Here is an 18,200-nt window from a genome sequence, read left to right as displayed (position 1 = left end):
ACACCCCGGCCCGACTGCCCGACAATCACGAGCGTGACGTCGTCCTTCGAGTTCCACACGTATCCCGCGCGGCTCTCGGACGCCGACCGCGACCGGGCGCTGAAGGCGCTCCGCGACGGCGTCGCGCTGGGACGTCTGTCCCACGACACGTTCATCCGGCGCATGGAGCTGGCCCTGGTGGCCCGTCAGCCGCACGAGCTGGCCGCGCTCGTCGCCGACCTGCCGGCCGAGAAGCGCTGGTCGCGACTGGTGTTCGGGACCGTCGAGGCGATCTCGGGGTTCGGCGTGCGGCTGCGGCGCGCCTGGCAGGCGGAACGGCTGCCCAAGCTGCTGCTGCCGAGCCCGGGAGCCCCCTATCCGCTGCGGATCGGGCGGGACCCGGCGAACGGTCTGCGGCTCAGCCACGAGACGGTCTCGCGGGTGCACGCCGAACTCAGGCACCAGGGAGGGCTGTGGGTGCTGCGCGACCTCGGCTCCACCAACGGCACCACGGTCAACGGCCGCCGGGTGATCGGTGCCGCGGTGGTGCGCGACGGTGACCAGGTCGGCTTCGGGACGATGGCCTTCCGGCTTTCGGCGGAGTAGCCGGCCGTCGCCGTCCCGGGCCCCGGCCGGGACCGCAGTCCTCGGGCGCGACCGGTCGCCACGCCCGGTGGGGAACGCTCCGTTTCCGCACCGCGCCGGAGCGGGCCCCCGCGTGCGGCCCACCGCGCCGGAGCGCGGTCCGCGGACCGACCGCCGTGCCCGCCTCCGGGCCGTCCGCCGCTGCCGCCGATGGTGTTGACGTACCTCCCGAGCCGTGACTGACTGTGCGTACACCATGTACACCAGGTGAACCGACGGCACCACATAGTGGAGGTGTGCCCTGCCGCCCCTCCTCCGCTATCCGACCGTGGACGAGCTGGGCGCCCGTGCGGCCGCGCTCGTCGCCCGCCGTCCGCGCGACGCCCGGCTGCGCCGCGTGGGCACGTCCCGGGGCGGCACACCCCTGTGGCTGCTCTCCGTGGGGCACGGCAGCCGCCACGCGCTCGTCGTGGCCGGCCCGCACGCCAACGAACCCGTCGGCGGCGCCACCGTCCTGCGCCTGGCCGAACGGGCGCTGGCCGATCCCCGGCTCGGCGCGGGGTCCGACACGACGTGGAACCTGCTGCTGTGCCTCGACCCCGACGGCGCCCGGCGCAACGAGGGCTGGCTGTCCGGCCCGTACACCCTGGGCCGGTACTTCCGGCACTTCTTCCGCCCCGGGTTCCTCGAGCAGCCCGAGTGGCTGCCCGACGGCGCGGAGCGCGCCGCCCTGCCCGAGACCCGCGCCCTGCTCGACCTCCAGGACGAGCTGCGGCCGTTCTTCCAGTGCTCCCTGCACGGGGTCGACGTCGGCGGTGGCTTCGTCGAACTGACCCACGATCTGCCCGGCATGGCGCAGCGGCTCGCCCAGACCGCGGCCCGGCTCGGCATCCCCCGCGAACTCGGCCCGTACGACACGCTGTACTGGCCGGTCCTCGGGCCCGCCGTCTACCGCATCCCGCCGCCCCGCCGCGGCGACCTCGCCGCCGCGATCACGGAGGCGGCCGTGGAGTCGACGTGGTTCCACCCCCACCGCTACGGCACCGTCACGGCGGTCGTGGAGGCGCCCATGTGGGGGGTGGCGGCCGTGGAGGACGGTTCACCGCCCGCCGACGCCTCCGCCGTGCTGCGGACCGTGAGCCGGACACTGCGGGACGACACACGTCTCATGGAGGGCTTCCTGGCCCGTATCCGCCCTCATCTGACGCATGTTCCGGACGCCGCCCGGCTGCTGGCACCGGTGGACGACTATTTACTGGTCGGCCCCGGTCTCGCCGACTCCTGGGATCCCGACACCCACCCCGCAGGGGAGCGCCGGCTGCCGCCGCTCGACTCCGCCCGTCTGACCGCCCTCGGCATCTCCGGCCGCCGTGTCGCGCTGCGCACCGCCGGGCTGCTGCACCAGCTCGCCAGGGCCGCGGGGCGCGAGGCGGCCGACGTGCTGCCGGAGCTGGACGGGCTGATCGACATGTGGTGCGCCGACTACAGCGAGGGGTACGGCGCGCGCTGGATCCCGGTCGCCCGCCAGGCCGAGTACCAGGCGCGCGTGGTGCTGGCCGCGTTCGAACTGGCCGGCCGGTACGCGCCCGTGCGTTCCCATTCGGGTGAGTCGGGCTGGGGTCCGGGGGCCGCGGTGCCGATGCATACGGAATGAAGAAGACGACCCTGGCCCTGAGCGGCACCCTGATCGCCGCTGCCGCCCTGCTCACCGCGACCCCGGCCCCGGCTCTTCCCCTGCCGTCCCCTGCCGCCAACTGGCTCTACCTGACCGTCACCGACGGAGACGTCGGTTCCCGGGACATCCGCGGCACGCTTCTGACGTGCGACCCGCCCAAGGGCCATGCGAGGGCTGCCATGGCGTGCTCGCAACTCGCCGCGGTGCAGGGCGACGTCGACCGCATTCCGCCCGGCGACGTCTTCTGCCCGATGATCTACGCCCCTGTGAAGGTGTCCGCGCGCGGGGAGTGGAACGGCCGTCAGATCGACTACAGCCACACCTTCGCCAACACCTGCGACCTCGAGGCGCGCACCGGGCAGGTGTTCGCGCTCGTGGACCAGGACTCGTCGGTTCCGGGTCTGCCGCACTGAACCCCCGCCCCGCGCGCGGGTGCCCCCTGCCCTGTGCCCTGCGCGCCGGGCAGGCACCTGCACGCGCAGGGGTCTTCGCCACGACGGGGCGCCGATGACGGCCGGAGCTGCCTGGCCGGTGCACGAAGGTGCGTACCGCCGGCGTCCCTCACCGCCCGCCGGCGTGCTCGAGCAGCGCCACCGGCAGCCGCCCGAAGAGGTCCGCCACCCGTACCTGTCCCTCGAACTCCCGCTCCGGGGCGAGGACATCGGCCCAACGGCCCGGCGGCAGAGCGAGCGTGGTGTCGCGCCAGCCGCCCGCCTCCGCCAGCCGCAGCGACAGCCGGGTGACGGCCGTGAGGACCGCTCCCGAGCGTACGAAGGCCACACAGTGCCCGGCGCCGGGTCCGCCGGCCACGAGCGGCGCGTAGGCCGCCGACGCGCCGAAGACCTCCGGACGCCGCCGGCGCAGCCCCAGTGCGGCCCTCGTGAGCTCCGCCTTGTCCGAGGATCCCCCCTGCGGCGTGAACGGCGTCCGGTTGTCCGGGTCGACCAGGGCCCGGTACTCGCCCTCCGTGCCCTGGTAGAGGTCCGGCACACCCGGCATCGTCAGATGGACCAGGGCGGCCCCGAGGACATTTGCCCGGATGTGCGGGGCCGTCGCGTCCCGGAAGTGCTGGACGAGCCGTCCCGTGGCGCCGCGGGCCCCACCCGCGACGAAGGCCTCCACCGCCGCCTCGTACCCGGGGTCCTGTTCGGTCCAGGTGGTGTGCAGTCCGGCCTCCCGCACGTGCTTGAGCAGCGCTCCCGTCAGTCGGTCCTCGGCCGCCTGCCCCAGACCGAAGTACGTCTGCCAGGCGGCCCAGACCAGGTGCGGGTCTGGGGCGCCGCCGCTCGCGCCGGTCACCTCGGCCAGCACGTCCGCCCAGCGCCCCGGGCACTGGGTGAGCACCGAGATCGCCGCCCGTACGTCCGCGCTGCGCTTGGTGTCGTGGGTCGACAGCACGGTGCCGGTGACGGGCCAGTCGCGCTGCACCCGCGCACAGTAGGCGTGGAAGTCCTCCGGCGGGACCGCAGGGGCACCTGGTTCGCCGCCCACCTCGTTCGCCGACAGCAGCGGGACGTACCGGTAGAACGCCGTGTCCTCGGCGGACTTGGCCCGCAGCGCCGACGAGGTCTGCGCGAACCGGAACCGGAACTCGGTGTGCAGCGGCCCGTCACCCCAGTGCCCCAGCAGCAGGTCCCGTACGACGTCCACGGCATGCGCCTCCTCCGGCACCGTGAAGGCGGCACGGGCCTCGGCCGCGGCCTCCTCGGTGACGACCGCGGCGGAGCCGGCGGAGGTGTACGGGCGGTACACGTGCAGGCGGACGAGGAGTTCGCGCAGTGCGGTGCCCAGTGTCCAGGGGGCGTGGTCGCGCAGTGCGGGGTCGGGCGACTCGGCGCACAGCCGGCCCGCCACGCGGGTGAGGCGGTCCACCTCGGTGGCCAGTTCGTGCGTGACCACCTCGTACGCGGCCCGCCGCAGGGTCGGTGCCCAGCGGCCGCCCCGGTCGTCCGGCGGTCCCGCCGCGCGCCGGTAGTGGCCGAGCAGTTCGTCGGCGCCGGTGGGATCCGTGAACAGCCCGTCCACGTGCCGCAGCGCGTCGTATCCCGTGGTGCCCGCGACCGGCCAGGCGGCGGGCAGGTGCTCGTCGGCCGCGAGGATCTTCTCGACCACCGTCCAGCGGCCGCCGGTGGCCTTGTGCAGGCGGCTCAGATAGGCGTCCGGGTCGGCAAGACCGTCCGGGTGGTCCACGCGCAGGCCGTCGATCACCCCTTCGCCCAGCAGCCGCAGCAGCGTGCCGTGGGTCGCCGCGAAGACCTCCGGGTCCTCCACCCGCACCCCGATGAGCTCGGAAATGCTGAAGAACCGCCGGTAGTTCAGCTCGGTACGGGCGAGCCGCCACCACACGGGGCGGTACCACTGGGCGTCGAGCAACTGCGGCAGCGGCAGCGATCCGGTGCCCTCGCGCACCGGGAAGACATGGTCGTGGTAGCGCAGGACGTCGCCGTCCACCTTCAGATGCCCGAGTTCCTCGCCGAGCCGGTGCGCCAGCACCGGCAGCAGCAGCTGCCCGCCCTGCGCACTCCAGTCGATGTCGAACCAGCGCGCGTACGGCGACTCGGGGCCCTCCCGCAGCACCTCCCACAGGGCGTGGTTGTGCCGCGGTGCGGCGGCCATGTGGTTGGGGACGATGTCCACGACCAGGCCGAGTCCGTGCTCCCGCGCGGTGGCCGCCAGGGAGCGCAGCCCCGCCTCGCCGCCCAGTTCGCCCCGTACACGCGTGTGGTCGACGACGTCGTAGCCGTGCGTCGAGCCGGGGACGGCCTCGAGCACGGGTGACAGATGCAGGTGCGAGACGCCGAGTGCGGCCAGGTACGGCACGGCCGCCTTTGCCGCGCCGAACGGGAACTCCGGCTGGAGCTGGAGCCGGTAGGTGGCCGTGGGCACCGCCGGGGCGGAACGCTCAGGTGTCATGGGAACCTACGTACCCGCCCTGCCGCCTTTCCTGTCACGGACGCGCCGTCCGACTGCGTTCCGCCCTGCCCGCGGCCGGTCGTGAAGTGCCGGGCCCGGTCGAGGGCGACGGCCGCCTGCGGGCGGGTCACCCGTGGGACACGGCGGCGACCGAACGCGCCGGTCGCAGCCGTTCGTCGAGGACCCCGGCCGGCGCCGTCGCCGCGTACCGCGCGGCCGCGCCGTCTGGCGCCCGAGGCGGTCGATCCGGCATCGGCCGCGTGGCGCTCGTGACGGTCGGTCCCGTCGGACTTCGGCGGCCGGCAACCTCGTCCACCCGGGTGGACGAGGTTGCCGATGCCCTAGGCGGGCCGTTGAAGCACCGTCAGGCTCCGGTCGATCAGCGTCAGCCGTCCGCCGGCCTCGAGCTTCGCGCCGGTGCCCGCCGTCACCCCATCCGGGACCGAGGTGTCGACGACCACCTGCCACTGGCGCCCGTGGTCGACCGGAACCACGAATTCGAGCGGTTTGGGCGAGGCGTTGAACATCAGCAGGAACGAGTCGTCGGCGATCCGTTCCCCGCGCGGACCGGGCTCGGAGATCGCGTTGCCGTTGAGGAACACCGTCAGTGCGCCCGCCTGCGACGACGTCCAGTCGCGCTGCGTCATCTCCTCGCCCTGCGGGGTGAACCAGGCGATGTCGGACAGCTCGTCGTGCGTGCCCTGCACCGGGCGTCCGTGGAAGAAGCGGCGCCTGCGGAAGACCGGGTGGTCGCGGCGCAGCCACACCATGGCACGTGTGAACTCCAGCAGATCGCCGCCGTCCTCCGGCCACTGCACCCAGGACAGCTCGTTGTCCTGGCAGTAGGCGTTGTTGTTGCCCCGCTGGCTCCGGGCGAACTCGTCGCCGTGGCTGAGCATCGGAACACCCTGGGAGAGCATGAGCGTGGCGATGAAGTTCCGCATCTGCCGCGTCCTCAGGTCCAGCACCGCCCGGTCGTCGGTGTCCCCCTCGGCCCCGCTGTTCCAGGACCGGTTGTAGCTCTCCCCGTCCCGGTTGTCCTCGCCGTTGTCCTCGTTGTGCTTGTCGTTGTACGAGACGAGGTCGTGCAGCGTGAAGCCGTCGTGGCAGGTGACGAAGTTGATGGAGGCGAGCGGGCGGCGGCCGTCGTCCTGGTAGAGGTCCGAGGAGCCGGTCAGCCGGGACGCGAACTCGGCGAGGGTGCGCGGCTCGCCCCGCCACAGGTCCCGGACGGTGTCGCGGTACTTTCCGTTCCACTCGGTCCACAGCGGCGGGAAGTTGCCCACCTGGTAGCCGCCCTCGCCCACGTCCCACGGCTCGGCGATCAGCTTGACCTGGGAGACCACCGGGTCCTGCTGCACCAGGTCGAAGAACGACGACAGCCGGTCCACCTCGTGGAACTGACGCGCCAGCGTCGCCGCCAGGTCGAAGCGGAAGCCGTCCACGTGCATGTCGGTGACCCAGTAGCGCAGCGAGTCCATGATCAGCTGAAGTACGTGGGGAGAACGCATCAGCAGTGAGTTGCCGGTCCCCGTGGTGTCCATGTAGTACCGCGGGTCGTCGGTCAGCCGGTAGTACGACGAGTTGTCCAGGCCCCTGAACGAGAGTGTCGGGCCGAGGTGGTTGCCCTCCGCGGTGTGGTTGTAGACGACGTCCAGGATGACCTCGATGCCGGCCTCGTGCAGGGCCCGGACCGCCGACTTGAACTCCAGGACCTGCTGGCCCCGGTCGCCCCAGGAGGCGTACGTGTTGTGCGGGGCGAAGAAGCCGATCGTGTTGTAGCCCCAGTAGTTGTTCAGGCCCATGTCGACCAGACGGTGGTCGTTGACGAACTGGTGTACGGGCATCAGCTCGAGTGCGGTGACGCCCAGTTCCGTCAGATGCTCGAGGATCGCCGGGTGGGCGAGCGCCGCATACGTGCCGCGCAGTTCGTCGGGCAGCGCGGGATGGGACATCGTCAGGCCCTTCACATGGGCCTCGTAGATCACCGTGCGGTGGTACTCGGTGCGCGGCGGACGGTCGTCGCCCCAGTCGAAGTAGGGGTTGATCACGACGGACGTCATGGTGTGCGGCGCGGAGTCCAGGTCGTTGCGCTTGTCCGGCGACCCGAAGGGGTAGCCGTAGACCTCCTCGCCCCACCTCACCGCGCCGCTGATGGCGCGTGCGTACGGGTCGAGCAGCAGCTTCGCCGAGTTGCAGCGCAGCCCGCGTTCGGGTGCGTACGGGCCGTGCACCCGGAAGCCGTACCGCTGCCCGGGCATCACACCCGGCAGATACGCGTGCCGTACGAACGCGTCGGTCTCCCGCAGTTCCACCGCCGTCTCCGAGCCGTCGTCGTGCAGCAGACACAGCTCGATCCGGTCGGCGGCCTCCGAATAGACCGCGAAGTTGGTTCCGGCGCCGTCATACGTGGCGCCGAGCGGATACGCCTCTCCAGGCCAGACCTGCATGGATACGACTCTCCCAGTTGTCCTGGCCCCAGTGGGGCGCCATGTCGCCGAGTCTGCCCGAAAGTGGTGGAACCTCCTATGACTTCCGTACCTCTTAACGGCCGACCAGTGCATACCCGGTATGCGCACCCACTTGCGCATCCGAGGCGTGCCGAACCGGTAAGGCCTGATCCGCTCCCGGGGAATCAGGGGGAGTAGGGGGAAATGTGCGCAGGACAGTGCGCAGGCATCTGGGCAAGGTGGTGGCGGGTACGGCCGTCGCGGTGGCAGGGACCGCCGTGATGGTCGGCATCACGCTGCCGGGCTCGGTGTCGGCGGAGGAGTCGGGCGGCAAGGACGGCGGACGGTCCGCCCGGGCGGTCGACGGGCCGGGTGGCGCGCCGGCGCCCGGCGTCGTCCGGCAGGCACCCGCGGAAGGGAGCAAGGGCACCGGGAGCGACCCGCTGACGGACGACGAGGCCGAACGGGCCGAGCGCATCGCACTCGGCCGGCCGCAGGCCGTCGCCGGTGAGAACGTGGCGGGCGGTAAGGGACCGCAGCGGCTCGGTGTCGACCTCGCCGAACCGGACGCGGACCGTCCTGACGACCGGGACCCGCCCCGGCGCGCCGACGTGGTGCTCTACGACTACGGGGACGACGCCCTCGTCACGACGACCGTCGATCTGGACACCGGCACGGTCGAGAGGACGGGGATCCAGCACGGTGTGCAGCCGCCCCTCGGCCGTGAGGAGAACGCCGAGGCGGCCGCACTGCTGATCGCGGACCCGCTCGGCGCGGGCCTGAGGGCCGACTTCAAGGACGCCACCGGCAAGGACCTCACCTCGCCCGGCCAGCTGATGCTCACCGGCATCGTCTACCGGGCGACGCCGGGCGCCCAGCCCGCGGTCCTCGGCAGGTGCGGCGAGCACCGCTGCGTGCGGCTCCTCCCGAAGATCCCGAACGGCGCGTGGATCGACAGCCGTTCCTTCGTGGTCGACCTGAGCGCCCGCAAGGTCGGCACGCTCGGCTGAGCCGTACGCCGTCGCCCGCCCGGGAAACATCTCCCCTCTTCTGCGGCGCGGTGCCCCGCCCTTTCGTCTCGTCCTTTCCCATCTGTGCAAGAGGAGTCACTTCGTCATGCGTGCGAACAGAATCAGTCATGCCCGCAGGCAGGCTCTGACCGGCCTCGCGGCGGCCGGACTGGCCCTCGGCGGCAGCTCGGCCGCACCGGCCCACGCGGAGCACAGGGCCCCGGCCCCGGCCGCCGCCGAGTGCAGCGCCGCGTACCGGATCGAGCAGAAGCTCTCCACCGGCACCATCTGGCGGATGTGCTGGCGCTACGACGGCAACGCCGGTCTCGTTCTTGAACACGTGTCCTACCGGCCCCCGGGTGAGAGCCGCCCGATCAAGGTCCTCAACAGCGCGCGGCTGGCCCAGATCGACGTCCCCTACGACGACGGCTCGGTCGAGTACAGCGATCTGACGGGCGCCGGCTTCGCGCAGGGTCTGTCCGCCATGGCGCCGGGCGAGTGCCCAGGCGGCACGATCAGGACCGTCAAGGTGCCGAACGCCTGGGACCCGCAGCACCCAAACGTCGACGGCCTGTGCACCACGACCCGTTCGCGCGGCCACGCCTACCGCATGCAGAGCGACACGGGGAACAAGGTCTACCAGGCCCAGGGCAGGGATCTGCTGGTCTACACCGTCAACAAGGTCGGCTGGTACGAGTACATCACCGAGTGGCGCTTCCAGGACGACGGCACGGTGAACATGAACGTCGGCGCCACGGGCAGTCTCTCGCCCTTCGACTACGACGCGGGCGACGGCCGCGGCTGGCCGATCGGCAAAGGCGCCCGGGCGTACGCCACGAGCCACAGTCACAACGTCTTCTGGCGGCTCGACTTCGGTCTCGACGGCTCGTCGAAGGGCAAGGTGGAGCAGTACGACTCCGTGGTCAGTCCGCCGGCGCGGGGAGCCCAGGCGCCGAGCAACAGGACCACCCGCACGAAGGTCACCAGGGAACTGGCGGGGGACGCGAAGAACATGCGCTGGTGGCGGGTCGTCAGCGCCACGGGCAGGAACAAGGACGGCCACCCGCGCTCGTACGAGATCGTCCCGGGGCCCAGCACCAGGTATCCGGGCCACGGCTTCACCAAGCACGACATCTACTTCACCGAGTACAAGGCGTGCGAACGGTTCGCCAGCGACAATCTCGGCAACTGCGGGACCGGAGCCGGCACGTCCGTCGACCGGTGGGTCAACGGGCAGACGCTCACTCACCCCGTGGTGTGGGTGAACATCGGCTTCCACCACATAGCGCGCGACGAGGACCAGCAGCCCATGCCCGTCCACTGGCAGGGCTTCTCCATCGCTCCGCGCGACGTCACGGCTATGAACCCGCTCACGCCGGCCGCCCTGGCGGATCAGAACGGACGTGTGGAAAGCGGTAGTTGAGAAACGACCCTGTGCATCCGGCTGCACCGCGCAGCGCTCCCGGAGTACTCTTCCTTGATCGTTGGCTGGGGCCTGGCCCCTGGGGAGGCTCGGGGGAGCGGAAGGCGGTGCGCGGGTGGGCTCGGGAGGGCTGGAGCTTCCCCCTGGTGACGAGGGTCACGAGGGGAACTCCGCGGATGTCCCGCCCGGGGCGGTGTCCCTGGCACGGCCCATGGAAATGGGATCCATCGGACCGGAACTGGACTGGAATGCCGACGCGTGGCGCGAGGTACGCACCCGCGCCCAGCGTGCGGGGCGGGCCTACATCTGGCTGAACCTGGTGGAACAGCGGCTGCGCGCGGTCGTGGCCGCTGTTCTCCGCCCCATCTACGAACCCGTCCACGGGGACGACTGGGTGGTCGCCGCGGCCGGGCCGGCCGGCCAGGAGTGGGTGCAGCGGGCCGTCGCGGTGCGCGAGGTCAGCCGCCGCAAGGGTTATCTGCTCGACCCCGCCGACGACAACGTGCTCAGCTTTCTGACGCTGCCTCAGCTGCGTGAGCTGATGGTGCAGCACTGGCCGTGCTTCGAGCCGTACATAGACGAGCGCCGGGACGTCGAACTCGCGCTGGACGAGCTGGAAGTGACCCGGAACGTGGTCTCCCGCAACCGGGCCCTGTCGGAGGCGGTGCTCGCGCAGGCCGAGCGTGCCTCGGCACGGCTGCTCGAGATCCTCGGCGCGGGCGGCGACGTGCCCTCGGCGCGGCGCCTGCCCGTCGACGCGGTCGAGGACCTGGTGGGCGACCGGTACGCGGACCTGGTGGCCGTCCACCCGGACCGGGTGCGGCTGCTGCGTCAGTTCCCCGCCGAGGACATCTTCGGCGGCGCCCGCCGCCTGGACGCCATCGGTATCGGCCTCAATCTGCTGGTGCAGAACTTCTCCGGCCGCCGGCTGGTGCGGCTCGCCGAGTCCGGCTGCCGTGCGCGGCTGCTCTTCCTCAACCCCGCATCCAGCGCCGTCAAGCGGCGTGAGCGGGAGCTGGGCATCAGAAAGGGTGAGCTGAGCCGCGCCGTCGAGATGAACATCCTGCACATGCGCCGGGTGCGCTCGAAGCTGCGCGACCCGGACGCCTTCGAGATCCAGGTCTTCGACGAGACCCCCCGCTTCACGGCCTACCTGGTGGACGGGGACGGCGCGGACGGGATCGCGGTCGTCCAGTCCTATCTGCGGCGCACCCGCGGTATGGAGGCTCCCGTGCTCGTGCTGCGCAACGGCAACCGGGTCGTCAGGTCGGACCAGGCGGAGGAGGGCGGCCTGTTCCCGACCTACCGCGAGGAGTTCGAGGTGGCTTGGGCGGATTCGCGCCCCGTGTCGTGAACGGTCCCATGCGGAAGGCGGTCCTCGGATTGTCAGTGGCGCGTGGGAGGGTGGAGACCACTGGGGGAAAGCACCACCGAGAAGGGGGGCCGCCATGGCCTGGCACCGAGAGCTGCTGATCGGCTTCGACCTGGAGACCACCGGCACCGACCCGTACGAGGCGCGCATCGTCACGGGCGCGGTGATCGAGGTCCGGGACGGGCAGCCGCTGGGACGCCGGGACTGGCTGGCGGACCCCGGCGTGGAGATCCCGGCGGACGCGGTCGCGGTGCACGGGATCAGCACGGAGCGTGCGGCGGCCGAGGGCCGACCGGCGGACCGGGTCGCCGACGCGATCGCGGACGTTCTGGTGACCTACTGGAAGACGGGCGTCCCGGTCGTCGCCTACAACGCGGCCTTCGACCTGACCCTGCTCTCCGCCGAGTTGCGGCGGCACGGGCTGCCGTCCCTGCGCGACCGTCTGGGCGGCGCGGAACCGGGCCCTGTGATCGATCCCTACACCATCGACCGGTGGGCCGACCGCTATCGCCGCGGCAAGCGCAACCTCGAAGCGGTCTGCACGGAGTACGGCGTCGCGCTGGACGCGGCGCACGACGCCGCGGCGGACGCTCTGGCCGCCGCCCGGCTCGCGGGGGCGATAGCAGGCCGCCACCCGAAGATCGCGGCGTTCGGGCCGGCGGAGCTGCACCGCCGGCAGATCGAGTGGTACGCGGCCTGGGCGGCGGACTTCCAGGACTTTCTGCGTGGCAAGGGCGACACGGAGGCGGTGGTGGACGGCACCTGGCCGCTGCGGGAGGCGGCGGGGCAGCGGGCCTGATCCGGAGGCCGGCCTCAGAAGGCGTGCCAGCGGACCGTCTCGTCCCCGTTCCGCAGTGAGGCCACCCTCCTCCGGAACTCGGCGAGCGCCGCGGGGTTGCTCGGCGCGTGCTGGGCGACCCAGGCGCAACTGGCGGTTTCGCGTGCGCCGCGGAGCACGGAGCATCCCGCCCACGCGCGCACATCCCAGCCGTACGTCTTCGTGAAGGAGTCGTAGGCCTCGGCCGGGAGCCCGTAGCGGTCACGGGAGAGAGCCATGACCACCAGGTCGTGCTCGCGCAGGTCGGCCGAGAAGGTCTCCAGATCGACCAGGACCGGACCGTCCGGTCCGATGTGCACATTGCGGGGCAGCGCGTCGCCGTGGATCGGCCCGGGCACCAGATGCGGCGTCAGCGCGGCGGCGGCCGCCGCGAAGCCGTCCCGGCGCTCACGCAGATACGCCGCGTCCGCCGGGTCGACGGCGTCGCCGGCCAGCCGCAGCCAGCGCTCCACACCGCCCAGCAGCTCTCGCTGCGGCAGCGGGAAGGAGGGGGTGGGGAGCGCGTGCACGATCCGCAGCAGTTCGGCCAGATCCCGTGCCTCGGCCGGACGTACGGGATCGGGCAGCCGGTGCCACACCGTCACCGGGTGGCCGTCCACCAGCAGTGCCTCGGGTTCGGCGGCACGCACCGCGGGGACACCCTCCGCGGCGAGCCAGAGGGCGATGTCCAGTTCCCGTCGTGCGCGGTCGAGGAGTTCGGCGTCGCGGCCCACCTTGACCACGAGCTCGCCCACCGCGAACACCGCGTTCTCTCCCAGGGCGAGGAGCCGCGCGTCCGCCGCCCGGTCCGGCAGTACGGCTGCCGCGGCCAGTACCCCGCGCGCCCTTGCCTCGTCCATCGCCGCCTCCGTGTCCCGTCGTCGTGCCGACCACCGATGGCGCCGGACGCCCGCCACCCGTCGGCAAGTGTCGCATTCGCACTGGTCGGACCGTGTGCCCGGGCGGGCGGTGGCACCGGTGGCCGCGCCGGACACGAAGACGGCGGGCCCCTGGTTCCCGCACGGCGGTGCGGCCGGGGTGCCCCGACCCACCCCGGCCACGTACAGCGTCACCCGGGGACCATCAGACCCCGACCTTCTCGCCCTCCACGGCCGGCGGCGGGGGCGGGGACACCGCCGGGGACGACTCGTCGTGGCTGAGGTCCGGCAGCCGGTGCAGCCACTTCGGCAGATACCAGTTGCGCTCGCCGAGCAGCGCCATCACCGAGGGGAGGAGCACGCCCCGGATGACCGTCGCGTCGATGAGCACGGCGGCGGCCAGGCCCACGCCCATCTGCTTCATGGACTGCATGGACAGCGTGCCGAAGATCGCGAAGACGGCGACCATGATGACGGCGGCACTGGTCACGACCCCCGCCGTGGTCACCACACCGTGCGTGATCGCCTCCTTGGTCGTCCGGCCCCGCAGGCGCGCCTCACGGATCCGGGAGACCACGAACACGTGGTAGTCCATCGACAGCCCGAACAGGATGACGAACAGGAACAGCGGCAGCCAGGTGATGATGGCGCCCACTCCCTCGGCGCCCACCAGCGACGCCCCCCAGCCGTGCTGGAAGACGGCGACCAGGATGCCGTAGGCCGCGCCGACGGACAGCAGGTTGAGCGCGATCGACGTGATCGCGATCGTCAGGGAGCGGAACGACACGAGTATCAACAGGAAGGCGAAGACCACGACGAACGCGAAGACCGGAACCACCGAGCCGACGAGCTGGTCGTTGAAGTCCGCGGAGCCGGCGACCTGACCGGTGATCGGCGCCTGCACCCCCTCGACCCTGCCGAGCGTGTCCGGACGTACCCGGTCGCGCAACAGGTCCAGGCTCCTGCCGGCCTTGTCCAGATCGGATCCGCCGACCAGCGGGACGGAGATCAGGGCCACGTTCTGCGCACCGTGCAGCTTGATGTCGATCGGGCCTCGGGACGCCCCCGAACTGATCGCCTCCGCTCGGAAGGCGGCCAGCGCGGACCGCACCTCGGCGGCGTTGATGTCGTTCGCCTTGACGACGACCTCGGCGGGTTCGGAACCGCCGGGGAACGCCTCGTTGACCCGGTTGTAGGTGGCGACGATGGGCAGCCGGTCGCCGAACTCCTGGTCGAGCGTCAGGTTCTGGGTCTTCATGCCGAGGGCGGGAGCCATGATCGCCAGCAGCGCTCCGGCCGCGACGACCAGGGAGACGGCGGGCCTGGCGAGCACGACCTTGAGCACGGCCGCCCACAGCCGGCTGCCCTCCTCCGCGGACCGGCCGCGCCGGGCGTTGCGCGCACGGCGCTTCTCGGGGTGCAGGAACGGGATACGGCCCTTCTCGACCCGGTGACCGAGGAGGGACAGCAGCGCGGGCAGCACCGTCACCGAACCGACCATGGCGACCGCCACGACCATCAGCGAGGCCAGCCCCATGGCCTCGAACGTGGCGATGCCGGTGAACAGCATGCCCGCCATGGCGACGCACACCGTGACGCCGGAGACGATGATGGCGCGTCCGCTGGTTGCGGCGGCGATCTGGAGGGCGGTGGCAGGATCGCGGCCGGCCGCCCGCTCCTCGCGCTCACGCCGCAGGTAGAACAGGCAGTAGTCGACACCGACGGCCAGACCCACCAGCAGCATCACGGAGTTGGCGGTGTCGTTCATCGGCTGCAGATGGCTGACGATGCCCATCAGGCCCATCGTCGCGACGATCGCGGTGATCGCCAGCGCCACCGGCAGCAGCGCCGCGACGACGGCGCCGAAGGCGATCAGCAGGATGCCGAGTGCCACCGGCACGGCGGAGTACTCCGCCTGCGCGAAGTCGTCGCCGAAGGCGTCGGAGAACGTCTTCTGCATGCTGGCGCCGCCGATCTCCTCGACCCGCAGCTCCGTGTGGTCCTTCTGAACCCCCGCGACGGCCTCGAGCACCGGCTCGACCCGGTCGCCCGCGGTGTCGGCGTCACCGCGCATGTCGAACCGCACGAGCGCGCTGCGGCCGTCCTTCGAGATGGACTTCGAGTCGTAGGGCGACATCACGTCCGTCACCCGGCCGGTCTTCTCGACGGCCCGCACGACCGCGGTGACGGTGGCGCGGAACCGAGGGTCGGTGGCCGTGATACCGCCGCCCTTGGCCTGGATCAGGACGGACTCGCCCGCCGGCTCCTTGATGCCGGCGTCCTCGATGATCCTGGCGGCGGTGTGCGTCTCGCCCGTGAGCTCGTCGCTGTCCCTGACGTCCACACGGCCGGCCGCCGAGCCGATGGTCATGGCCAGGACGACGAACAGCAGCCAGATGCCGACGGCAGCCCATCGGTGCCGGGCGCTCCAGCCGCCGGCCCGGGCGGCGATGCCCCGTACCCGCGTAACTCCGTTCCCCATGACGGGCCCGTCCCCCCTCGGTGCGGGTGACGGCCCGCTGCCGTCACCGTTCGTTTCGAAGGTAGGCGCGGCATAAGAAGGACTCGTCGTGCTCCTCGACGAACCGGGACCGGTCCGGCTCATCCGCTCGGACGCCCCCGGCTCACCACCAGGGAGGACCGCGACCCCTTACACGCAGTCGGGGTTCTCGGGGGTGGGGATCGGGGTCGCGGGACCCCCGCGCGGTCGCGGGCGCCCGGCCTATGGTGGTGCGATGACGACGATGTACGCGGCGCTGCTGCGCGGGATCAACGTGGGCGGCAGCAAGAAGCTGCCGATGGCCGAGCTGCGCACCGTCATGGAGGGGCTCGGCCATGACGGCGTCCGTACCCATCTCCAGAGCGGTCAGGCGGTCTTCGCCGCCGACCTCGGTGACGAGGAATCCCTCGCGGCCGAACTCGCGGAGGCGATCGGGAAGCGCTTCGGATTCTCCGTGGACGTCATCGTGCGCGACCATGCCTATCTGAAGGCGGTCATGGAGGCCTGTCCGTTCCCGGCCGCGGAGTTGGAGGCCAAGCAGTTGCACGTCACGTACTTCTCGGAGCCGGTGGAGGCGGCGCGCTTCGCGGAGATCGACCCCGCTGCCTACCACCCCGAGGAGTTCCGGCTCGGCGACCGGGCTCTGTACCTGTACGCGCCGGACGGACTCGGCCGCTCCAGGCTCGCCGGACATCTCGCCAAGCCCCGGCTGAGCAAAGGGCTGATCGCCACCACACGGAACTGGAACACGGTCGTCAAGCTCGTCGACCTCACCGCCGTCCAGGGGTGATCCGGCCCCCGACGAGAGGCCGTGACACCGGGCGCCCCCGGGCCCTGAAGCCGCCGCAGACCGCCCGGGCCCCCCGAGAGCGGGGCCGTCCCGGCCTGTGCGAGGCTCGTCGGCATGCGCTACATCATCATCGGAGCCGGGGCGGTCGGCGGAACGATCGGGGCGCGGCTCGCGGAGGCCGGGCACCAGGTGGTCCTGGTCGCCCGGGGTGCACACCACGCGGCGATCGTGGCGGACGGGCTGCGCTTCCGCGCCCCGGACGGCGAACGTGTCCTCCGGCTCCCCGCCGTCGAAGGTCCGGACGCACTCGGCGAGTTGCGCACGGACGACGTACTGGTGCTGGCCGTCAAGACGCAGGACAGCGAGGCCGCGCTGGACACCTGGGGCGCGGCACCCGTGGCGGGCGGCGGGACGGCGGCCGAACGGCTGCCGGTGGTCTGCGCGCAGAACGGCGTCGAGAGCCAGCGGATCGCCCTGCGCCGCTTCCGCCATGTGTACGGCGTCTGCGTCTGGTTGCCGTCGACCTTCGTGGAACCGGGGGTCGTCTCCGCGGCCGGCGCCCCGCTCACCGGCATCCTGCACCTGGGACGCCACCCCCACGGCATCGACGACACCGCCCGCCGGATCGCGGCCGATCTGGAGAGCGCCCGCTTCGAGGCCCCGTTGGCGGCGGACGTGACGCGTTGGCAGTACGCCAAGCTGCTGGGCAACCTCGCCAACGCCGTCGAGGCCGTGAGCGGTCCGATCGACGGGCAGGAGGCGCGGCGGCTGTACGAACGGGTCCGCGCGGAGGGCGAGTCGGTGCTCGGGGCGGCCGGGATCCCGTACGCGAGCATGCGGGAACAACAGCAGGCGCGTGATGACAAGGTGCGGCTGCAGCCGCTGGAGGGGACCGCGCGGGGCGGCGGCTCCTCCTGGCAGTCCCTCACCCGTGGCACGGGCACGATCGAGGCCGACCATCTCAACGGCGAGATCGTCCTGCTGGGCCGGCTGCACGGCGTGCCGACCCCGCTGAACGAGCTGTTGCAACGGCTCGCCACCACGTTCGCGCGTGAACGGCGGCCGGCCGGGTCGCTACCGGTGGCGGAGCTGGTACGCCGTGCGGACGAGGCGGTGGCGGCGGCCGGGGACGAGGCTGTCGCGTTTGTTCAAGAGGATCATGCGGCGCGTTCCTAGCGTGGAGGCATGAGCGATCCGTACAAGAACGTGCACCCCTACATGGTCGAATGCGCGGCCGAGGCCGCCCGTGTGGCCCGCGGAGTCCGGGCGGCGCAGCTGCCCGAGCCCACCCACTGCCCCGCCTGGGACGTCCGTGCCCTGGTGAACCACTGGGTTCTCTACACCTCCCACGGTCTGGAGCACCGCGCCCTGCGCACCCCGCTCTCCGAGGAGCTGACCGCACGCGACTTCACCGCGGATCCGGGCTGGGCGCAGGCGTACGCCGCCCAGCTCGACCGCGCCGTCGCCGCCTGGGACGACCCCGCCGTGTGGGAGGGCGAGATCGACCTCGGCATGGCGAGGATGGAGGCGGCCGGGCTGGCGGCGATGGTCGTCAAGGAGATGGCGGTCCACGGCTGGGACGTCGCGATGGCCACCGGCCAGGAGTACCGGGTCTCGGAGGGCGCGGGCCGGCTGGTGCTGGACGTGGTCGAGACGCACGGCGGCCTCTACCGCCGGTACGACGGCTTCGCGGACCCGGTCGCCGTCGCCGACGACGCTCCCGTGTTCGAGCGTGCGCTGGCGGCGAGCGGACGGGATCCGCGGCAGCGGCCCATGGGCAAAGTGGACCACTGAGAAATCGCCGAATT

14 protein-coding genes are annotated in these 18,200 nt (G+C 72.0%); 10 read left to right on the top strand and 4 right to left on the bottom strand.

What is annotated here, in order from left to right; translation table 11 throughout:
* The first annotated feature begins 33 nt into the window (after nucleotides 1–33).
* From ACSHXN_RS11075 to ACSHXN_RS11065, 3 genes are all read left to right on the top strand, one after another.
* Nucleotides 34–585: a DUF1707 and FHA domain-containing protein gene (locus ACSHXN_RS11075; RefSeq protein WP_355135861.1), complete on the top strand. Its 552-nt coding sequence runs from the start codon at nucleotides 34–36 to the stop codon at nucleotides 583–585.
* A gap of 307 nt (nucleotides 586–892) precedes the next feature.
* Nucleotides 893–2,218 carry a M14 family zinc carboxypeptidase gene (locus ACSHXN_RS11070; protein ID WP_356110514.1) on the top strand — a complete coding sequence of 442 codons (1,326 nt, stop codon included), beginning with the start codon at nucleotides 893–895 and terminating at the stop codon, nucleotides 2,216–2,218.
* A complete protein-coding gene (locus ACSHXN_RS11065; RefSeq protein WP_355135865.1) occupies nucleotides 2,215–2,652 on the top strand; it encodes an SSI family serine proteinase inhibitor in 438 nt (145 codons plus the stop codon). Before ACSHXN_RS11070 ends, ACSHXN_RS11065 begins: the two co-directional genes overlap by 4 nt.
* Nucleotides 2,653–2,800: 148 nt before the next feature.
* Here the strand turns inward: ACSHXN_RS11065 and treY are convergent, their stop codons facing one another.
* Entirely contained in the window at nucleotides 2,801–5,152 is a 2,352-nt protein-coding gene (gene treY / locus ACSHXN_RS11060; protein WP_438303014.1) for a malto-oligosyltrehalose synthase, read from the bottom strand.
* Nucleotides 5,153–5,493: 341 nt separating this feature from the next.
* Nucleotides 5,494–7,602, bottom strand: a complete 2,109-nt coding sequence (glgX, locus tag ACSHXN_RS11055; RefSeq protein WP_356110518.1) for a glycogen debranching protein GlgX — start codon at nucleotides 7,600–7,602, stop codon at nucleotides 5,494–5,496.
* 206 nt (nucleotides 7,603–7,808) lie between these two features.
* Between glgX and ACSHXN_RS11050 the strand changes: the two genes are divergently transcribed.
* From ACSHXN_RS11050 to ACSHXN_RS11035, 4 genes are all read left to right on the top strand, one after another.
* Nucleotides 7,809–8,612, top strand: coding sequence for a Tat pathway signal sequence domain protein (locus tag ACSHXN_RS11050; RefSeq protein WP_355135871.1), 804 nt, complete (start codon nucleotides 7,809–7,811; stop codon nucleotides 8,610–8,612).
* Nucleotides 8,613–8,718: 106 nt separating this feature from the next.
* Entirely contained in the window at nucleotides 8,719–10,035 is a 1,317-nt protein-coding gene (locus tag ACSHXN_RS11045) for a copper amine oxidase (RefSeq protein WP_356292750.1), read from the top strand.
* 115 nt (nucleotides 10,036–10,150) lie between these two features.
* Complete coding sequence (locus ACSHXN_RS11040; protein WP_355135875.1) at nucleotides 10,151–11,389, top strand: SAV2148 family HEPN domain-containing protein; 1,239 nt, start codon at nucleotides 10,151–10,153, stop codon at nucleotides 11,387–11,389.
* A 94-nt stretch (nucleotides 11,390–11,483) separates the two neighbouring features.
* Complete coding sequence (locus ACSHXN_RS11035) at nucleotides 11,484–12,206, top strand: 3'-5' exonuclease (protein WP_355135877.1); 723 nt, start codon at nucleotides 11,484–11,486, stop codon at nucleotides 12,204–12,206.
* Between the two features lie 14 nt (nucleotides 12,207–12,220).
* Here ACSHXN_RS11035 and ACSHXN_RS11030 read toward each other — a convergent pair whose 3' ends face one another.
* Both ACSHXN_RS11030 and ACSHXN_RS11025 read right to left on the bottom strand, forming a co-directional pair.
* Entirely contained in the window at nucleotides 12,221–13,084 is an 864-nt protein-coding gene (locus ACSHXN_RS11030) for a phosphotransferase enzyme family protein (RefSeq protein WP_355135879.1), read from the bottom strand.
* A 223-nt stretch (nucleotides 13,085–13,307) separates the two neighbouring features.
* Nucleotides 13,308–15,584 (bottom strand): MMPL family transporter, encoded by a 2,277-nt coding sequence (locus tag ACSHXN_RS11025; RefSeq protein WP_438303013.1) that lies wholly within the window; start codon nucleotides 15,582–15,584, stop codon nucleotides 13,308–13,310.
* 253 nt (nucleotides 15,585–15,837) lie between these two features.
* Here ACSHXN_RS11025 and ACSHXN_RS11020 point away from each other — a divergent pair, with 253 nt between their 5' ends.
* From ACSHXN_RS11020 to ACSHXN_RS11010, 3 genes are all read left to right on the top strand, one after another.
* The gene (locus ACSHXN_RS11020) at nucleotides 15,838–16,392 is read left to right on the top strand and encodes a DUF1697 domain-containing protein (RefSeq protein WP_356110528.1); all 555 of its coding nucleotides are present in this window, start codon (nucleotides 15,838–15,840) and stop codon (nucleotides 16,390–16,392) included.
* Between the two features lie 114 nt (nucleotides 16,393–16,506).
* Entirely contained in the window at nucleotides 16,507–17,568 is a 1,062-nt protein-coding gene (locus ACSHXN_RS11015; RefSeq protein WP_355135885.1) for a ketopantoate reductase family protein, read from the top strand.
* Between the two features lie 9 nt (nucleotides 17,569–17,577).
* Nucleotides 17,578–18,186, top strand: a complete 609-nt coding sequence (locus ACSHXN_RS11010; RefSeq protein ID WP_438303012.1) for a TIGR03086 family metal-binding protein — start codon at nucleotides 17,578–17,580, stop codon at nucleotides 18,184–18,186.
* The last annotated feature ends 14 nt before the right edge of the window (nucleotides 18,187–18,200 follow it).

The sequence above is a fragment of the Streptomyces sp. HUAS TT11 genome (assembly GCF_051553595.1).
Taxonomy (GTDB): Bacteria; Actinomycetota; Actinomycetes; order Streptomycetales; family Streptomycetaceae; genus Streptomyces.
This window is presented reverse-complemented; position numbering and strand designations above follow the sequence as displayed.